Origin of the sequence: Acinetobacter rathckeae (assembly GCF_015627125.1) — a bacterium.
GTDB lineage: Bacteria > Pseudomonadota > Gammaproteobacteria > Pseudomonadales > Moraxellaceae > Acinetobacter > Acinetobacter rathckeae.
Genome location: NZ_VTDO01000003.1, coordinates 367,747 through 382,805, shown reverse-complemented (window position 1 = coordinate 382,805; position 15,059 = coordinate 367,747). Strand labels below are relative to the sequence as shown.

Annotated in this window: 17 protein-coding genes; all 17 read right to left on the bottom strand. The window is 42.0% G+C overall.

Features of this window, described 5'->3' with window-relative positions:
• Position 1: 1 nt before the first annotated feature.
• The 17 genes from I2F31_RS07415 to I2F31_RS07335 all read right to left on the bottom strand — a co-directional run bounded on the left by I2F31_RS07415 (position 2) and on the right by I2F31_RS07335 (position 15,058).
• Positions 2 to 3,841: a hypothetical protein gene (locus I2F31_RS07415; protein ID WP_195773591.1), complete on the bottom strand. Its 3,840-nt coding sequence runs from the start codon at positions 3,839 to 3,841 to the stop codon at positions 2 to 4.
• Positions 3,838 to 3,948, bottom strand: a complete 111-nt coding sequence (locus I2F31_RS13325; protein ID WP_407647869.1) for a GpE family phage tail protein — start codon at positions 3,946 to 3,948, stop codon at positions 3,838 to 3,840. The genes I2F31_RS07415 and I2F31_RS13325 overlap by 4 nt, the downstream gene beginning before the upstream one ends.
• A 17-nt stretch (positions 3,949 to 3,965) precedes the next feature.
• Positions 3,966 to 4,301, bottom strand: a complete 336-nt coding sequence (locus I2F31_RS13320) for a phage tail assembly protein (protein ID WP_195773593.1) — start codon at positions 4,299 to 4,301, stop codon at positions 3,966 to 3,968.
• Positions 4,302 to 4,367: 66 nt separating this feature from the next.
• On the bottom strand, positions 4,368 to 4,883 hold the full coding sequence (locus I2F31_RS07400) for a phage major tail tube protein (protein ID WP_195773594.1): 516 nt from the start codon (positions 4,881 to 4,883) through the stop codon (positions 4,368 to 4,370).
• A 13-nt stretch (positions 4,884 to 4,896) separates the two neighbouring features.
• A complete protein-coding gene (locus I2F31_RS07395; RefSeq protein ID WP_195773596.1) occupies positions 4,897 to 6,066 on the bottom strand; it encodes a phage tail sheath protein in 1,170 nt (389 codons plus the stop codon).
• Between the two features lie 96 nt (positions 6,067 to 6,162).
• Entirely contained in the window at positions 6,163 to 6,654 is a 492-nt protein-coding gene (locus I2F31_RS07390) for a hypothetical protein (protein ID WP_195773598.1), read from the bottom strand.
• 2 nt (positions 6,655 to 6,656) lie between these two features.
• Entirely contained in the window at positions 6,657 to 9,605 is a 2,949-nt protein-coding gene (locus I2F31_RS07385; protein WP_195773600.1) for a phage tail-collar fiber domain-containing protein, read from the bottom strand.
• A gap of 4 nt (positions 9,606 to 9,609) precedes the next feature.
• Positions 9,610 to 10,140, bottom strand: coding sequence for a phage tail protein I (locus I2F31_RS07380; protein ID WP_195773602.1), 531 nt, complete (start codon positions 10,138 to 10,140; stop codon positions 9,610 to 9,612).
• Positions 10,137 to 11,033, bottom strand: a complete 897-nt coding sequence (locus I2F31_RS07375; protein ID WP_195773603.1) for a baseplate assembly protein — start codon at positions 11,031 to 11,033, stop codon at positions 10,137 to 10,139. Before I2F31_RS07375 ends, I2F31_RS07380 begins: the two co-directional genes overlap by 4 nt.
• Complete coding sequence (locus I2F31_RS07370) at positions 11,030 to 11,374, bottom strand: GPW/gp25 family protein (protein WP_195773605.1); 345 nt, start codon at positions 11,372 to 11,374, stop codon at positions 11,030 to 11,032. Before I2F31_RS07370 ends, I2F31_RS07375 begins: the two co-directional genes overlap by 4 nt.
• Positions 11,371 to 12,015, bottom strand: a complete 645-nt coding sequence (locus I2F31_RS07365) for a phage baseplate assembly protein V (protein WP_195773665.1) — start codon at positions 12,013 to 12,015, stop codon at positions 11,371 to 11,373. Before I2F31_RS07365 ends, I2F31_RS07370 begins: the two co-directional genes overlap by 4 nt.
• Before the next feature lie 398 nt (positions 12,016 to 12,413).
• The gene (locus I2F31_RS07355; protein ID WP_195773607.1) at positions 12,414 to 12,860 is read right to left on the bottom strand and encodes a phage virion morphogenesis protein; all 447 of its coding nucleotides are present in this window, start codon (positions 12,858 to 12,860) and stop codon (positions 12,414 to 12,416) included.
• Between the two features lie 2 nt (positions 12,861 to 12,862).
• Entirely contained in the window at positions 12,863 to 13,387 is a 525-nt protein-coding gene (locus I2F31_RS07350; protein WP_195773608.1) for a phage tail protein, read from the bottom strand.
• Positions 13,371 to 13,592 (bottom strand): Rz1-like lysis system protein LysC, encoded by a 222-nt coding sequence (gene lysC, locus I2F31_RS13495; RefSeq protein WP_407647868.1) that lies wholly within the window; start codon positions 13,590 to 13,592, stop codon positions 13,371 to 13,373. Before lysC ends, I2F31_RS07350 begins: the two co-directional genes overlap by 17 nt.
• Positions 13,489 to 13,926: a DUF2570 family protein gene (locus I2F31_RS07345; protein WP_195773609.1), complete on the bottom strand. Its 438-nt coding sequence runs from the start codon at positions 13,924 to 13,926 to the stop codon at positions 13,489 to 13,491. Before I2F31_RS07345 ends, lysC begins: the two co-directional genes overlap by 104 nt.
• The gene (locus I2F31_RS07340; RefSeq protein ID WP_195773610.1) at positions 13,923 to 14,780 is read right to left on the bottom strand and encodes an N-acetylmuramidase domain-containing protein; all 858 of its coding nucleotides are present in this window, start codon (positions 14,778 to 14,780) and stop codon (positions 13,923 to 13,925) included. The genes I2F31_RS07345 and I2F31_RS07340 overlap by 4 nt, the downstream gene beginning before the upstream one ends.
• The gene (locus tag I2F31_RS07335) at positions 14,777 to 15,058 is read right to left on the bottom strand and encodes a phage holin family protein (protein ID WP_195773611.1); all 282 of its coding nucleotides are present in this window, start codon (positions 15,056 to 15,058) and stop codon (positions 14,777 to 14,779) included. The genes I2F31_RS07340 and I2F31_RS07335 overlap by 4 nt, the downstream gene beginning before the upstream one ends.
• Position 15,059 lies beyond the last annotated feature (1 nt).

Sequence of the window (15,059 nt, the reverse complement as noted above, 5' to 3'; positions counted from 1 at the left end):
TTTAGTCCTGGTCTGTAAATTTGTTGCGAAGTCGAATTTGTTTTTTTCGGTCGTATTCTTCAATCATGCGTTTAAAGTCATTAAAGAGTTCTTTGTCATTTTGTCCTGCTTGTGTTTGAAAGGTGACATGAAAGGTATCTCCCTCAATTGTGGCTGGCGTGTTGCTTGTTGGGCTATTGCTGAGCGTGAAGCTCTTAATTTTCTCTACAATGGGTTGGATGTTTGACAGTACGCTTGGGCTGTTTTGTAGTTCGGGGGCGTTGCTTTGAGTGAGCGACTGTGCAAAGTGTTTAAAACGGGTCTGCAGATCTGTTTTAGGTTGTTCGATTGGGTTGCTGTAGTCTCGTGTTTGATTGAACTGGCTTGGTATGAATGCACTGACCAAGGGCATGTTTTTAAACTGCTCAAATGCTTGGCTTAGTTTGTTTTTAAGGGTTGGAAATTGTTGATTGATTCGCTGTGCAACCGTGTTTCCCAGTTGCTGTACATGACTGAGTATTTTATTTGGTGGGGTGACATGGTCTTGTGATACATCTGGTAAAGTGGCTTGTGGTGATTGAATTGGCTGATTAAATACGCCAAGCACATGGTTGAATTTGCTTTTAAGTGATGGAAATCTCTTGTCTAGGCCTACCGTTAAGCCATCGACCACATAGCCACCAAGCCCTGCCATAACACGTGAGGGTGAATGAATGTCCATGCTCTTGCGTGTCCAGTCGGGTAACCATGAGTTGATGGTTGTCCAGACATTTTTTAGTTTATCGAAGCCTTTTTCTATACCTGAAATGAGGCCATCGATAATCATACCACCGAAGCCTGTAAACTTGCTTGGCAGGTCGATACCGAACCAACTGAGTACAGACGAAAATGCGGTGTAAAATAAGCCGATTGGTGACCAGTTGATAATGAGTGAGCTTACTCCAACAAGGCCACCATTAAAGGCATTTTTGATGTCGTTCCAGCGTTCACTAAACCACGCCCCTGCAGGTGCAAATGTGGTGGTTAAACTGTTCCAAGTGTCACTCGCACCACTGCTAAAGCTTGCCCATAGATCGGTTGCTCCTTGTTTTACCGTTTGCCACTGAGCATTAAACCACTCACCGAGTGGGCTAAAGTACATTACAACACTGTTCCATGCCTCTGATGTACCTGTAGTAAGGCTGTTCCATGCACTTGATGCACTGTTGCTGACTGTTTGCCACAAGCCTGTGAAAAATTGGCTGATACTTCCCCAGTTGCTGATGATAAGACGTGGGATGCCGATCAGCGGTAGTAGGAAGTTTAAGATGGGATTGTTTACAAATACTTGATCTATGCTGTTAAAAATGTCTTTAATGGATGTCCATAAGCCTGTAAAGAAGCCAGCTACTGCAGTGACACCTGAATTAAATAGCTGGCTTATTTTTTGCCAGATATTGCTAAAAAACTTTGATATTGGTGTCCAGTTTTTATAAATAAGGTAGGCCGCGCCTGCGATAACTGTAATAGCCAAGATGATTGGGTTAGCGAGCATTATACGACCCAGCCACAACATGGCTGTACCAAACAGTTTTAGTGGTGACATGAGCATTTTAAAAACAAAACCCATGGCTGTGCCACTGCCACTGAGTGATGCCATGACGAGCCGTAAACTGAGCATGCTCATAATGAGGGGAGAGAACACCACTAATGCACCACCAATGGCGATCAGACTAGTCGCAATCCCCACTAGACCGACACCAATGACTTTAGCCAACATTGGGTTTTGTTGCATCCATCCTGTCATGTTTTTAAATGCATTGGTTGCGGTGACAATGGCACTGGTGTAAATGGGAAGTATGGTGTGACCAAACTCTAGATAGGCATCGTGTAGTTTTGCTCGAGCTTCAAGTTCTTTACCCGTTGTCGTATTTTGTGCTTTATCATTCAGTTGGTCTATGTTGTCTGCACCAGCATTGAGTTTTTGGTTTTTATGAATATTCTCTCGCTGTTGGTACATAGTTGCAATTAAGTTAGACGCTGTTCGGTTTGAAAAAATACTACCAATCGCATCGATGACATCGCCTTCTTTGGTGATGCCTTTTTTATTTAAGGCAGGCACAAGTACTTGTTCCATCCATGCAAATTGATCTTTTTTAAAGAGATCAGCACCCTTGATTGCACCGATATCTAGATAAGATAAATTGCCTGTTTTGTCATGACGTACCTTTGATGGGTCACCAATCAGGTCAAATTTCTCTAAGTTTTTAGCTGCACGTTTGGTTGTTCTTCCTTGATATAGATTTGCATATGAAGACATGAGAGCTGTACCGACTCTAAATCCTCCCATTTCTTGTACCAATGGTTCTAGGGTGTGGTAAAACGACTTGTTATCAACCCCTTTTGCTGCGATACCACCTGTTTTAATAAGATTTAACCATTCCTCTGGTTGCACTCGGCCACCAGTTGCAGTGATGACCTGTTGTATCATGTTGGCCTGTTCTTTAAAGGCCCCTTCGCTTTTTAAACCATTACGCATTTCAATGACTTTGAGCATATCCATGAACTTTTTTTCATTATCTGCACCATGTTCTTGACCATACATGGCCTCATTGGCAAATTTCATTTTTGCCAGCATGGGTGCAACCATTTTTGCATGGTGTACGTCTGCAAATGCGGTAATACCATCACGAACAAGGGTCATATTATCTAGCGTACTGGTACCGAATGTTTTCATGGCACGAGCGTAGTCTATAGCTTCTTTGGTAGATTCTTTACCAAGACCAAGTGATGCAATACGGTTTTGTTCGATATCTATTTTTTTATTTTCCTCAATGGGTTTTTTCATTGAGTAAAATGTGGCTGCACCTGTCGTGGCCATGGTAATGCCTGCCGTGGTGGCTTTTTGTGTGTTGTCACGATATCTAGCGTGGGTTTGTTGAATTTGATTGAGGTTTTTAAGTTTAGTTTTTTGTGCCTCAAGTGAGCCATTGGCCTGATTAATTCGGCTGGTTAGGCTACGTTGATGCTCAGCTAGATTTTGTGTTGATGTACCTGAGCTATTTAATCCATTTTTTAGCTCTTGCAACTTTTGTTTTTGCTCACGAACGGTGTTATCTAATTTTTTAGCCTCTTTATCGGTGCTATTGAGCTGTTTTGAAAGCTGATCAAGTGCTTTTTTTTCATCATCATATGCTTTTTTTAGACTATTGATACTGGTCGCTTGTTTGGTTTGGCTTGTACCGAGTTGCTCCATTGTATTACGCAGTTGGGACTGAGTTTTTGCTAGACCTTGTGTACTGACTCCCACCTCTTTTAGTGCATCACGTGAGCGTTGCAAGCTGATATTTTGCTGTTCAATTTTACTCTTGAAACGTTCAGCTTGTTTGGTTGCTGTCGCAAAATCTTTATTCATCTTTGCAGATGAACCATTTTGCATTTCTTGTTTTAGTGCCTTAATTTTTAGTTTTAAAGCATCGTAACTTTTTTGTGTTTCAAGCAGTGATTTTTTTTGAGATGAAAATAGGTCTATTTTCTTTTGTTGATCAGTTAGACGCTTTATTTCTGCATTAGTTGCTGCCAGTTTAACTTTCGCACTGTTTAAATCAGTAGCAAATTTTTCTGCTGTGTTACTGGCCATGTCTTTACGAAGTTGAGCCAGTTTTTCATGCATTGTTTGTAAGGCTGATGTATTGCTTTCTAGTGCTTTTTTTTGTTTTAAATAACCATCAATTTGTTTTTGTTGTTCTTCAAGGGCTTTAATTTCTTCACGGGTTTTTTTAAATGCTGAAGCAGCAGATTGACTACTGCTCGTTAGCATTTTTAATGTTGGGGATAAGCTATTTTTTGCCCCAAAAAGTACTTCTAGGCGTAACGGTTTCATTCGGCATCATTTCCATTTCGTTCAATGGCTTTTTGATGCCATTGCATCAGTTCAGTTAAAGACATGTCATTGTAGGTTTGCGGTGGCCAATGAAAGACCACCGCAATGTTTGCGATGGCATCTTCTACTGTTGGCGAAACATTTCCGCACGTACTGATTTCGGTTGCAAAAAACTCATAATCACACCACCGACTTGTGCGATGTCGGCAGGTTCTAGTTGGTTGATTTGTTCTTTGGTCAGAAATGGTGTGCAGACACGAGGTAGTATCTCTACGATACTGGCAACATCACCTTGCATAAGTTCAGACAATTTAATGTTGCGTAATGCTGCAATATTGGGTTTACGGAGTTCAAGCTGTTTGATTTCACTGCCACCGACTTTGATTGGTTCATCTAATTCGACTGTATAGGTGTCGAGTTGAATGGCTTTTTGATTTTCGATCTGGTCTGGGGTAGTCATATTGTTTTATCCAAAAAAATGTAAAAAAACCTCTACACCACTATGTAGATGTAGAGGGGTGGAAACTTAAAGGCCAATATTTTTACGGTGTTCGGCATACATGTCTTTGCCGTTGACCACATAAATAAGGTTTGGAATGTCGATTTCGATGATCGGTTGGCCATCGATTGAAAGCTTGTAATACGACCAGACTGTTTTAATGGTTTGTTCAGTTTCGTCACCTGCTTTGGCATTGCCAAAGTCAATTTCCTCATGACGACCACGAATAACGATTTCGAGTGCAGATGTTTCACCTGTGTCATCGCGCTGGTATGAGCCTGCAAAACGTAAACCGTAGGCAGAGATGGTAGCTGCACCAAATTGTTTAAGCACCAGTGGGTCAATACCACCGAGTTTCCATGTAAATTCGGTCATATCATCGGCAAAACCAAGGTCGATTTTGACGTTGCCCATCATGCCACCACCACGCCAATTTTCTAATTTGGCAGTGAGTTTGGGTAACGTGATTTCACCTGTTTGACCAAGGTAGGAGTTACCTTCATTAAACAGGTTCATCATTTTGAGTTTTTTAGGTAAAGCCATAGTGTTTTACTCCTTATCCTGCAGTGACATTGGCAGCAAAACTGGCTAAATAGCTGTCTGTAATGCGTTGGCGTAGTGTGAGGTTCTCAAGCGGTGGTACAGGTGTGTAGCTGTAGTCAATGAGAAGTTGCCCTGCTTTAAGTACTTCTTTGCTATTGCTGGTTGGATTGATCCAACACTCACCACCGAGTAAGTAGCCTGCATTGATTAACTCACGTAGTTTGGCATTAATGCCTTCGATGAGGTCTCGTGCAAGGCTTGGTGATAGTGGTTTATCGACTGCCCAAAAGTGAGCCTCTGCCATGGTATCTGCTAAGATTTGTGCAGTACGTGTGTAGTTTTCAAATGCATATAGTGGGTCTGCTGAACAGGTACGTGAACCCCAAAAACGTAAGCCATCACGTTGAATGATGGTGGTCACTTCTTGTTCGTTGAGGTAGTTGGCATCTGTGCTTGAGTCTTGGAGTTGAAAATAGACATCTTTGCTCATGCCTGTGACACCATTAACTACCACGTTTGACAGCGTTTTGTGCCAGCCTTGTTCATTGTCAATTTTTGCACGTAAGCCAATGGCTCGTGCAGTGGCATCAAAGGTCGTGGTGGCATTGGCGGTGCTGTCCCAGCCTAAAAAGTCAGGCCAAATGACCATGACTTCACGAGCCCCTAAGGTCTGTCGGTAGGCCACAGCTTCTTCTTTTGTTTTACAGTTATACGCAGAAACGTAAGCAAAGCCTCTGAGCTGTTGTGCAATAGAGACTAAAGCGGTAGCCACTGCAGGTGTGTCTAAACCAGGGACTGCTAAAATACGTGGTTTCACACCAAGCTGTGCTTCTGATGCAAGTAATGCTTTGAGTCCTGTATAGCTTCCATTGCTACTGCCACCGATTACGGCAGAAATTTGTGCTGCAGCATCACTGAGTTGTTCGACACGAACCACAACCGTGGCATAGTTGCCCTGGTCTGCAATGGCTTGTAGAACTTTGGCCAATGTACCTTTTGTGCCAGCACTGGTGAGTGCTGCTTGTGGGTTGGTAATGAGTACAGCTTTGTTAAGGGGGAATGTGGTTGCATCTGCATCTGAGGCAGTGACAACTGTACCGATAATTGATGATGCAACGGTCTGGATTGGTCGTGTGCCATCATCAAGTTCGAGTACTTTGACACCATGGTGGTATGAAGACATAAAAAACCTGTGATTGTTGGTATTTTTCAAATCACAGGTTTACAGAATTAATGTCTCTTTTCATGTGCTTTGAGTTGTATAACGCAGTTATACAACTCAAAGTGCCATAGCTTGTTGCCACATGGTGTCGACTTGGTCTGAGCTTAGGCCAATTAGGCCTGACATATAGACTATGGTTTCACTTTCTCGTTCAAATGTGGTGGCATAGTCATATTCAATTTTGATCTGTGCTTGTGTTTTGGTGTCTTTAATTGCATTGATCTGCTGTTCTATGGCCGTAAGTAAATCATATTTAAGCAAGATCAATTTAAATTGGCGTTGAGTCAGTGGTGTCAGTGTTTGTAAAAACTGTTGACGCTTCTCGGCATCGGTACGGAGGTCTTGCCATTTTTTGTCTTGCCAAACATGATAAGGTGTTGGCTTTTGTTCTGAATAAGTCATATCGGAAAATACATAGTGACCATCATTGATTTTTTCTAAGGCTTCACTGTGTTGTTCCTCAGTGATGTTTACAAGATCATCTGGTTGTTCGGTGTATGTTAAGTTTGAGTCGTAGAAAGACTGTTGTTTTTCACTAAAATAAATCATGTTTAATACCCTATGGCAAAGATGTATACCACGTCTTCATAGTCAGCTGACCCGATCCAAACAGGTAATGATGAAATGTTAGACGTAGCTAAGTTTCGTGTGTCTAATGAAATATTTTTTGTTGAATTTCCATCTCTGGTTGCTGCGTAAGTCCCACTAAAAAAAGTGACTGCGTTTGGAAAGGTAATAGGGAGCGTGATGGTTCGGTTTGAGCTGGTGTTTCCGCTGATTTTTGCCCATTGCATAATGATGCCGTTGCCTAAAAAGCTATAGCCATTTTGTGCCTTAGAGTTTTGAAAATTATTAAGCACAGTGCTTATGTTAATGTTACCTGTACCATCAAAATCTGCACTGCCTGATACGTCACCTGAAAGTGCAATGTTTCGTGCGTTTTGGAGTCGATTTGCTGATATCGCATTTCCCAAGTAGTTGCCAAAGCTATCAATGGTAACAATGCTTGTAAACTTACCATCTTTCCCATTCCAAAACTCAAATCCGCCTGAACCACCGCCATAGTGATTAATCAAATCCATACGGCCTAAGCCGACATTACGATTCCAACCAATATACGAGCCTTGGTTTAATGGGACTGTTTTATCATCTAAAAGTGGGGTTTTAGTGATCTGTAGCAATTTACCTTGCTCTGCTGATAGTAAGTTACTGCTACCACCTGTGGTTAAATCATTAATTACAGGTATGCTTTGTTCGGTGACCGATGTAATCAAACCCTTGGCATTGACCTTGAGTGCTGGAATTTTGAGGTTGCTACCATAACTACCTGCAGTCACTCCACTATTGGCTAAAGTGAGATTGAGCTGTGCATCGGATGTGCCATCAAAGCCTGCTGAGGCTGTGGCATCTCCTGAAATGTTGATATTGCGAGTATTTTGAAGTTTGGTTGCCGATGCTGCATTTTTGGAGAAGTTACCATTTGAGTCAATGACTGCAATACTTGAAAAATTACCATCTTTACCGTTCCAAAACTCAAACCCACCTACACCAAGGCCTCTACTGCTAATAATGTCTGCTCGACCTTGGCCACTGGTTTTATTCCATGCCATAAATGCCCCTTGTGCTGTTGGCGATGGATCAAGTTGGACTTTATTGTTTTGTAGCACTTTGCCTTGCTCTGCTGATAGTAAGTTACTGCTACCTCCTGTCGAGAGATCATTGATCACAGGCAAGTTTTGTTCGGTGACTGAAGTGATCAAGCCTTTTGTATTAACAGCGAAGCGTGGCACTTTTAGGTTTGTGCCATAATTTCCTGAAGTCACCCCACTATTGGCTAAACTGAGATTAAGCTGAGCATTGGATGTACCATCAAAGCTGGCAGATGCTGTAGCATCGCCTGTAATGTTGATGCTCCGTGCATTTTGGAGCTTAGTTGCCGATGAAACATTGTCTGTGGTGAATGCCAAAGTACTCCAGTTTGACCAGTCATTGGATAAATCTGTTTTTGAACGATGATATAGCCTGTTATCACCAGACCAACTGCACGCCAGTTGATTGTTTCCTGCACCACCAATGTGCAATAGATTTCCATAAATGGCAGGGTAGCCATTATTGTAGATTTGAAATAAATTAAGCCCTGTTGCACCACCGCCTGATTTAATCAGGGCTAGATCGCCAGAGCTGTCGATACGTTTGATACTGATGTCTGTTGTACCATCAAAGTCTGTACCATTGATTTTACGAGTGTTGAGTAGCTTGGTTGCCGATGCCGCATTTTTAGAATATGTGCCATCCGAGTAAATAGTGGCGATGCTTATGAAGTTACCATCTTTACCATTCCAAAACTCGAAGCCACCAGTCCCTTGCCCTTGATGGTTTACAATGTCTGTTCGACCCTGACCATTGGTTTTGTTCCATGCCATATAAGATCCTTGGTTTGATGGCGATGGATCAAGTTGGACTTTATTATTTTGTAATACTTTACCTTGCTCTGCTGAGAGTAAGTTACTGCTACCACCTGTGGTTAAATCATTAACGATAGGTAAGTTTTGTTCGGTGACGGATGTAATCAGGCCTTTGGCATTGACATTGAGTGCTGGGATTTTAAGGTTTGTACCATAGGTATTTGCAACTACACCACTATTGGCTAGAATGAGGTTGAGCTGTGCATCGGATGTGCCATCAAAGCTGGCAGATGCTGTAGCATCGCCTGTAATGTTGATGCTCCGTGCATTTTGGAGCTTAGTTGCCGATGCTGCATTTTTGGAGAAGTTCCCGTTTGAGTCAATGACTGCAATACTTGAAAAATTACCATCTTTACCATTCCAAAACTCAAACCCACCAACGCCAAGACCTTTACTGCTAATGATGTCAGTTCGACCTTGACCACTGGTTTTGTTCCATGCCACGTACGCCCCTTGTGCTGTAGGCGATGGGTCAAGTTGGACTTTATTGTTTTGTAGCACCTTACCTTGCTCAGCTGAAAGTGGTTTGCTACTACCACCCGTGCTGAGGTCATTTACAAGATCAGATCGTGGAATATAGTTGGTTTTTACCCACTCACGTGTTGCATAGATAAGAGAGTCATCTAAATAAACAGCAGTCACATCTGCATTTTGTATGTTGACGACCATTTTAATGTTCAGTTCACGTGCAGCACCGTCATCTGCTGTGGGTTTAACTGTGGCTGGGTAGTTGCTATGTACAACAAGGACATCACCTGCATATAAGCCAAGTTCCCGAATAGTGAAACCACCAATATTGCTTGGGACAATAGCTTCACAGACCAATTGATTGTTGTTATTTGGATTGATACCAACAGCATTCAGGGCAATGCGAGATTTTTCATTGATTAATGCACTGCGGTTTTCACTTGGTGTTGGTACTGAGCCATTACCATCGCCCAAAGCAATATGGGTGAAGTTAATCTTACTATTGATTGATGCATTGGCAAAAAGTGCTTTACCGTTATTTGTTAAAATACCTTTATATGTTGGCATAGCATTACTCTACATAGATGGTGACCGTTTCCGCACTGTGTACACCGACTGCATAGTACGGAATACATAGGGGTAAAACATTAATAATAAGATTGGTTAAATGACGACTTGCAGGCTTGGCATCTTTGACTAAGCGATTGACTTCGATATAAGTTTCTTCAGTAAGTTCCATGCCATTTAAATCAAGCTCTAATTTAAACGTGCCTGGTGTACCGATGGGTTGCATGTCGAACCATTCGGTGAATGTGCATTCAAAGCCAAACTGTGCCAGTACTGCACGGACTGCAGCTTTTGTACCTTTGACTTGATGCTGTGCAAAGGCGGCCTTAATACGTTCTCTTTTGAGTGAGGGTTGCCAATTGTTGTCCCAACTATCAACCGAGTACTGCCATGCTAAAAATGATAGGAATTGGTCAGGTACTTGATCAATCTGTGCGATAGATTTGATGTTGACTGCAAGTTCGGTATTTTTACGACTGACTTCACTTAAATAACGCTCAAATGTTGTGGCATTGGGGGGCAATAGTTGGCTCATTCAACACCTGCTAACGTCAGGTTGATGTTCGTACAAAAGCTGGCTTGTTCTGTTGTTAAAATGGTGTCGTTTTTTGGGGTATTAAGGACAACATGGCTGACACCAGTGACATGCAGTTGTGCATAAATTTCACTGAGATAAATAGAGCGTCCGAGGCGTTTTTGTTTAGTGGTATAAGCTAAGATATTACTTTTTGCTTGCTCTAAGAGGGTTGCCCCTTCAGGGTCTTTTCCAATATATATAGATGCATCGATACTATACTCAATAATTTCTGCCGTTTTTACAGTAATACGATCACCAATAGGACGAACACTCTCAGGTGCGAGGGCATTGGCCACTTTTTGAATCAGCTCTGTAGATGCAATGTTTTTGTCGGCATCTTTTTGCAAGATGGTGATGTTGACATATGCAGGGTTTGGGGATGTTACTGAAACATCTGCCACACGGCCATCGGCTGAAAAGGCATGGTATTTATATGCGTTTTCTGGTCCTGCGGTACTGAGTGAATCAAATTTCATTTGTGTCCGGGTACGTAAATCTTCATCGGATTCATACACTGCAGCACTGGTGCTGGTTGCTGCGGCGACCGTTAAGCGTTTGACATCAAAATTTGCTGCAACAGCATCTAAGTCTGTACCTGTGGCATAGGCCAGCAGTACAGCTTGTGATGCAGTGTTAATGCGGTTTCTAAGTAGCAACTCTCTATATACATTTTCTTGTAAATACTTTGTGAGTGGTTCGCTATCACGATTTAGCATATCTCTAACGTAGTCCTGGTCGCTTATGCTTGACCATTTCGCAATGAGTTGCTCTTTTCTCTCTTGTAGTAGTGTTTCAAAGTCGATGACTTCGATCATTTGCGGTGGTGTTAGCTGACTAAAGATGACGTTCATGCTGCACCCATTTTTAACGGTATATTTAAGTTTAGGTTCTGATTGCTCGACATATGTACTGCTTCGAGTGAAATGTCGATCGTTCCTTTTGTTAATTGAGTGACGGCAATGCTTTCTATGCTGATGCGGTCTTCCCACAGCAATAGTGGTGTGTAAATTGCTGAATAAATACGCAAGATTAAAATGTCATTCAATGGTTGGTCGATTAGGTTTGGAATATCTGAACCAAACTGTCTACGCATGATGCGTGAGCCTTTAGGCGTGGAAAGTATTTCTTGTATAGATTGTTTAATACGATCAATTTCGTTGCTGAGTAGCTGACCTGTGTCTTTTGAAATCACACCGCACCTCCTGATGTGTCTGATCCACCTTTCACGCCATTGTGTTTGTGATTTTTCAGACTAATGCCACCTGCACTGACATCGCCACTGGTGCTAATACTTCCTGTCGATTGACTGGTACCAGAGACGGATTGACTACCACCTACACTGTTGTTTCCTGTCATGGTGGTGTTGCCATTGGTTTGTACATTGCCATTGGTGGTAAGATTTCCGTTGATGGTAGTATCACCATTGATGGTAATCCCACCTTTTGCTGTCAGTAGTGCAGTGCCTGCAGATGGCAAAATGGCTTGTAATGCATGATTTTTAGTGTCGTAGCTGATGATTGCCCCATCTTCAAAGACTCTAAGTTTGATGTCTGGGTTTTGTGAGGGTGTTGGAAAATTTTCATTATTTAGGCCACAAATAACAATGCCGAGTGCCAATTCACCACTTGGACTTATCACCACACACTCTTCACCAATGCTGGGTAAATCATGGGTTTTATCTGTGCCTGCTCGCATGTTAAGTAGGCGTAAGGGTGCGGTTACGATGTCACCTAAGTTGACTGTAACGGTATGAAAAGGTTGTTCGGGTGTAACGCTAGCGATTGTTCCAATACGGATCAAGTTTTCTAAGCGTCTATTGGTGTCGGCATTCATGATGCCATCGTGTTTTATTTTTATGGTTTTTGCATGTGCTTTGAGTTGTATAACGCAGTTATACAACTCAAAGGGGGCTTTGGAATATGGTGAGAGTTCCTGAAAGGATAGATACTTATTGACTACATTCTATCGTTTCAGGGTTATGATGACATTCAGCCAGTGTTTTCGCATATTGCTTATTTTAAGTATGTATTTATTATTCATCCGCATTGTTCATGCACAGACATTACAAGAAAAAAAGCCATTGGCTGAGCCAAGCAATACTATCTGGTTTAAAAAAACTGCTGATCAACATAACAAGTTCGGGCTTTTTTTAGAGCTAAATAAAGGCTTACCAATCAATGTTAAGTTTGTGAAAATTAGCTATGCGATGAACTATTAAAGCTACTGAAAAATCAATTTAAATAATTCAGCACTTCACTCTCAATCAACGCAATTTCTGCATCGGTAAAGCCCAATAACTCACGTTTGGCATATTTCACAGTGGGTGAACGAGATGTACGATCGACCCGATCCACTAAACCTTCTTGGTGCACCAGTGCAATCCTTGAAAGCCGTTCATTAAAACCAATCGCTACACCTTGTTCTATTTTCTCAATGCGTAAGTATTTGGCATTTTTAATTTGATTAAACATGCGTTGTTTAATTTTACCTTTGCGACCACGCAAGTTTTTACGAGGGATATACTTTGACCCATCGGGATTGCTTTGTTGTGTGATTCTTGTTTTTTGACTTTGCCTAATCTTACGAGCCACTTGCATTAAGAGTTTTTTACGCTCTTGTTCGCTGAGCTTAAACACCAGGGCATTTAAATGTTCGGGTAAGGCTTCAAGTTCTGCCATGGTTATCGACTCGGATAAGGCATATCAAGGGTATATATTTCTTGTTGTTCAGAGGACATCCAAGATGTAATCACTTGCCCTGTTTTTTGGTCAATCAGTGAGACCTGTTGTTTAGGTTCGGCTTTGGTATATTGTGGCTCGTCTGGGTAGTTGACACTCAGTTGGTTTTGGTCTTTTTTGACGATCACTCGTTCTGTGAGTGGCATATCAATGACTAAGTCGACTTTATCATTGGCTAAGATTTCAGCCTCAAATTTAATGCCATCATGTACTTTGTCTAAATTGACTAAAAGCTCGGATTGATTGATACGCACCCAATCCAAGACAGGAATACTGACTGCAGCAAGGTCGCCTGCATAATCGGTTAAAATCATTTTTAAACGGTAACTGTATTCAAAAGACAAACCATTGGCCATGGTGCTTTTGATACTGCCCTCATCTACAAATATCAGTAACCGGTCAGGATCATTTTGTAGCTCTGGTATAGCGTCTAGTAAAAAACTGCGTAGGCTATTGGGCTTTTTCATTTTCTATGGCCTGTATTTGTATGATGCTATCGACCTTTAATGCACATTGTGCCAGTTCAGTGTCTCTTTGAATGAGTGCCGTGGCAAGGTCGGCATTGGTTTCAATGCTGATCGGTTCGGGTTGGCATGGGCTGAGTACTGGATAGTTGCTCTTGTTGACTGTGATTGCTGTCGGTTGGCTTGAGCATGCGGATAATAGACTCAGGGACAGGCTGACTGCCCCAACTTTTACTGATTTGATCATGTGCAAACACCTCTTTGATGCTGTTTTGTCGCTGTCGTGCCATGACATTGAGTTGCTCTTGTTTGGCTTGGAGTTGGTTCATCACGACACGTTGCTGTGTCATTTGCTGTTTAAGCTGCTCAACAATCTGTTTTTGCTCGGTGATGGTGTCGTTTTGGGTTTTGATGGTGTGTTCAAGTGTGCCAATGCTTTGCTGTAAATGGTTGTAGTACTTGAAGCCAATACAAACACTGAAAATGGCAAGCAGTATCAGGATTGGCTTGATGAATGATCGGATCAGGGCAAGTGTGATCATGCTGCAGGTTTCACTCCGTACAATGGTTCGAGGTGATCCCATTCCTTTTGGAATTTGGCTTGGTAACCGAGTTTTTTATAATTTGCCCCGTTGTATAGGGTAAATACGATGTCCCAATTGCCTTCACGCAATGCATCAATTAGCTTCACTTTTTGGTTATTCACCGTGCCTGTTTTCCATTCCACAAAGCGAATAAACGATTCAAGCTGTGCAGATTCACTATTGAATTGTTCATTGACAAAGTCTTGAACGGTTTTATAGCCCAGTGCTTGCCAATTTTCGCCCATGATTTGGAATTGCCCCCAACTGGTCGACTGATAGGCACACTCTAGATCAATCTGTTGTGCCAACGCTAAGCGGTAGTACTCTGCTATTCCGCCTTGATAACCACCTGCAACTGTATTGACAATATTTGGCTGTGCTGCCATGCATTGATTGGCTTTACCCTCCCCCATTTTTTGTTTTAAGTAGGCATACATACGATGGCGTTCAAACAGTATTTTGGGTTTGGCATTGTCTAAAAAGCCTTGGCCATTACTTTCAACTGCACCAAATACTCGAATGTATAACTCTGGTACATTCAGACGTTTGGCTGCGGCTTGGTAGTCACTGTCTTTTAGGCATTTACTGGTGTCTTTTCCTGCAAGGGCTTGGAGGGTTTTATCACCCACTTTGCCATCAGCCACCAATCCTGCTTTTTTTTGGTACTGCATCACGGCATATTCAGTGGTTAATCCAAAATCTGCATCGGCAATCAGTGGTTTGCCTTGGGCATCGGTAAAGCCCAGTCGGATTAGTGCTTTTTGTAATCCATAAACTTCAGCACCTTTACTTCCATATTTTAAAAGACTCATAAGGTATTACTCCGAAACATGCTGGCAATATTGCCTTTAGAACGTAAAACCACGGCCAAAAGCACCACGCCAAAAAAGGCATCCCAGATAGTGACAGGATCTTTTAAAAAAATGATATTGATGCTTTGCCCTGCAAATGCAGCAATCAGTAGTGTTGCAATCGCCTGGTGCATACGGTTGTGATGGGTCTTTGTTTGTAAGCTGTCAAAACATAAAATTCGTGTTGCTGCAATGAGGTAGCAGATCACGGCAATGGCTGAATAGAGAGATTCCCACATG

Bases quoted from the DNA above. Each gene is read 5' to 3' on its own strand.
- I2F31_RS07415 (WP_195773591.1), bottom strand. From the start codon at position 3,841: ATGAAACCGTTACGCCTAGAAGTACTTTTTGGGGCAAAAAATAGCTTA.
- I2F31_RS13320 (WP_195773593.1), bottom strand. From the start codon at position 4,301: ATGACTACCCCAGACCAGATCGAAAATCAAAAAGCCATTCAACTCGAC.
- I2F31_RS07400 (WP_195773594.1), bottom strand. From the start codon at position 4,883: ATGGCTTTACCTAAAAAACTCAAAATGATGAACCTGTTTAATGAAGGT.
- I2F31_RS07395 (WP_195773596.1), bottom strand. From the start codon at position 6,066: ATGTCTTCATACCACCATGGTGTCAAAGTACTCGAACTTGATGATGGC.
- I2F31_RS07390 (WP_195773598.1), bottom strand. From the start codon at position 6,654: ATGATTTATTTTAGTGAAAAACAACAGTCTTTCTACGACTCAAACTTA.
- I2F31_RS07385 (WP_195773600.1), bottom strand. From the start codon at position 9,605: ATGCCAACATATAAAGGTATTTTAACAAATAACGGTAAAGCACTTTTT.
- I2F31_RS07380 (WP_195773602.1), bottom strand. From the start codon at position 10,140: ATGAGCCAACTATTGCCCCCCAATGCCACAACATTTGAGCGTTATTTA.
- I2F31_RS07375 (WP_195773603.1), bottom strand. From the start codon at position 11,033: ATGAACGTCATCTTTAGTCAGCTAACACCACCGCAAATGATCGAAGTC.
- I2F31_RS07365 (WP_195773665.1), bottom strand. From the start codon at position 12,015: ATGAATGCCGACACCAATAGACGCTTAGAAAACTTGATCCGTATTGGA.
- I2F31_RS07355 (WP_195773607.1), bottom strand. From the start codon at position 12,860: ATGGCAGAACTTGAAGCCTTACCCGAACATTTAAATGCCCTGGTGTTT.
- I2F31_RS07350 (WP_195773608.1), bottom strand. From the start codon at position 13,387: ATGAAAAAGCCCAATAGCCTACGCAGTTTTTTACTAGACGCTATACCA.
- I2F31_RS07345 (WP_195773609.1), bottom strand. From the start codon at position 13,926: ATGATCACACTTGCCCTGATCCGATCATTCATCAAGCCAATCCTGATA.
- I2F31_RS07340 (WP_195773610.1), bottom strand. From the start codon at position 14,780: ATGAGTCTTTTAAAATATGGAAGTAAAGGTGCTGAAGTTTATGGATTA.
- I2F31_RS07335 (WP_195773611.1), bottom strand. From the start codon at position 15,058: ATGTGGGAATCTCTCTATTCAGCCATTGCCGTGATCTGCTACCTCATT.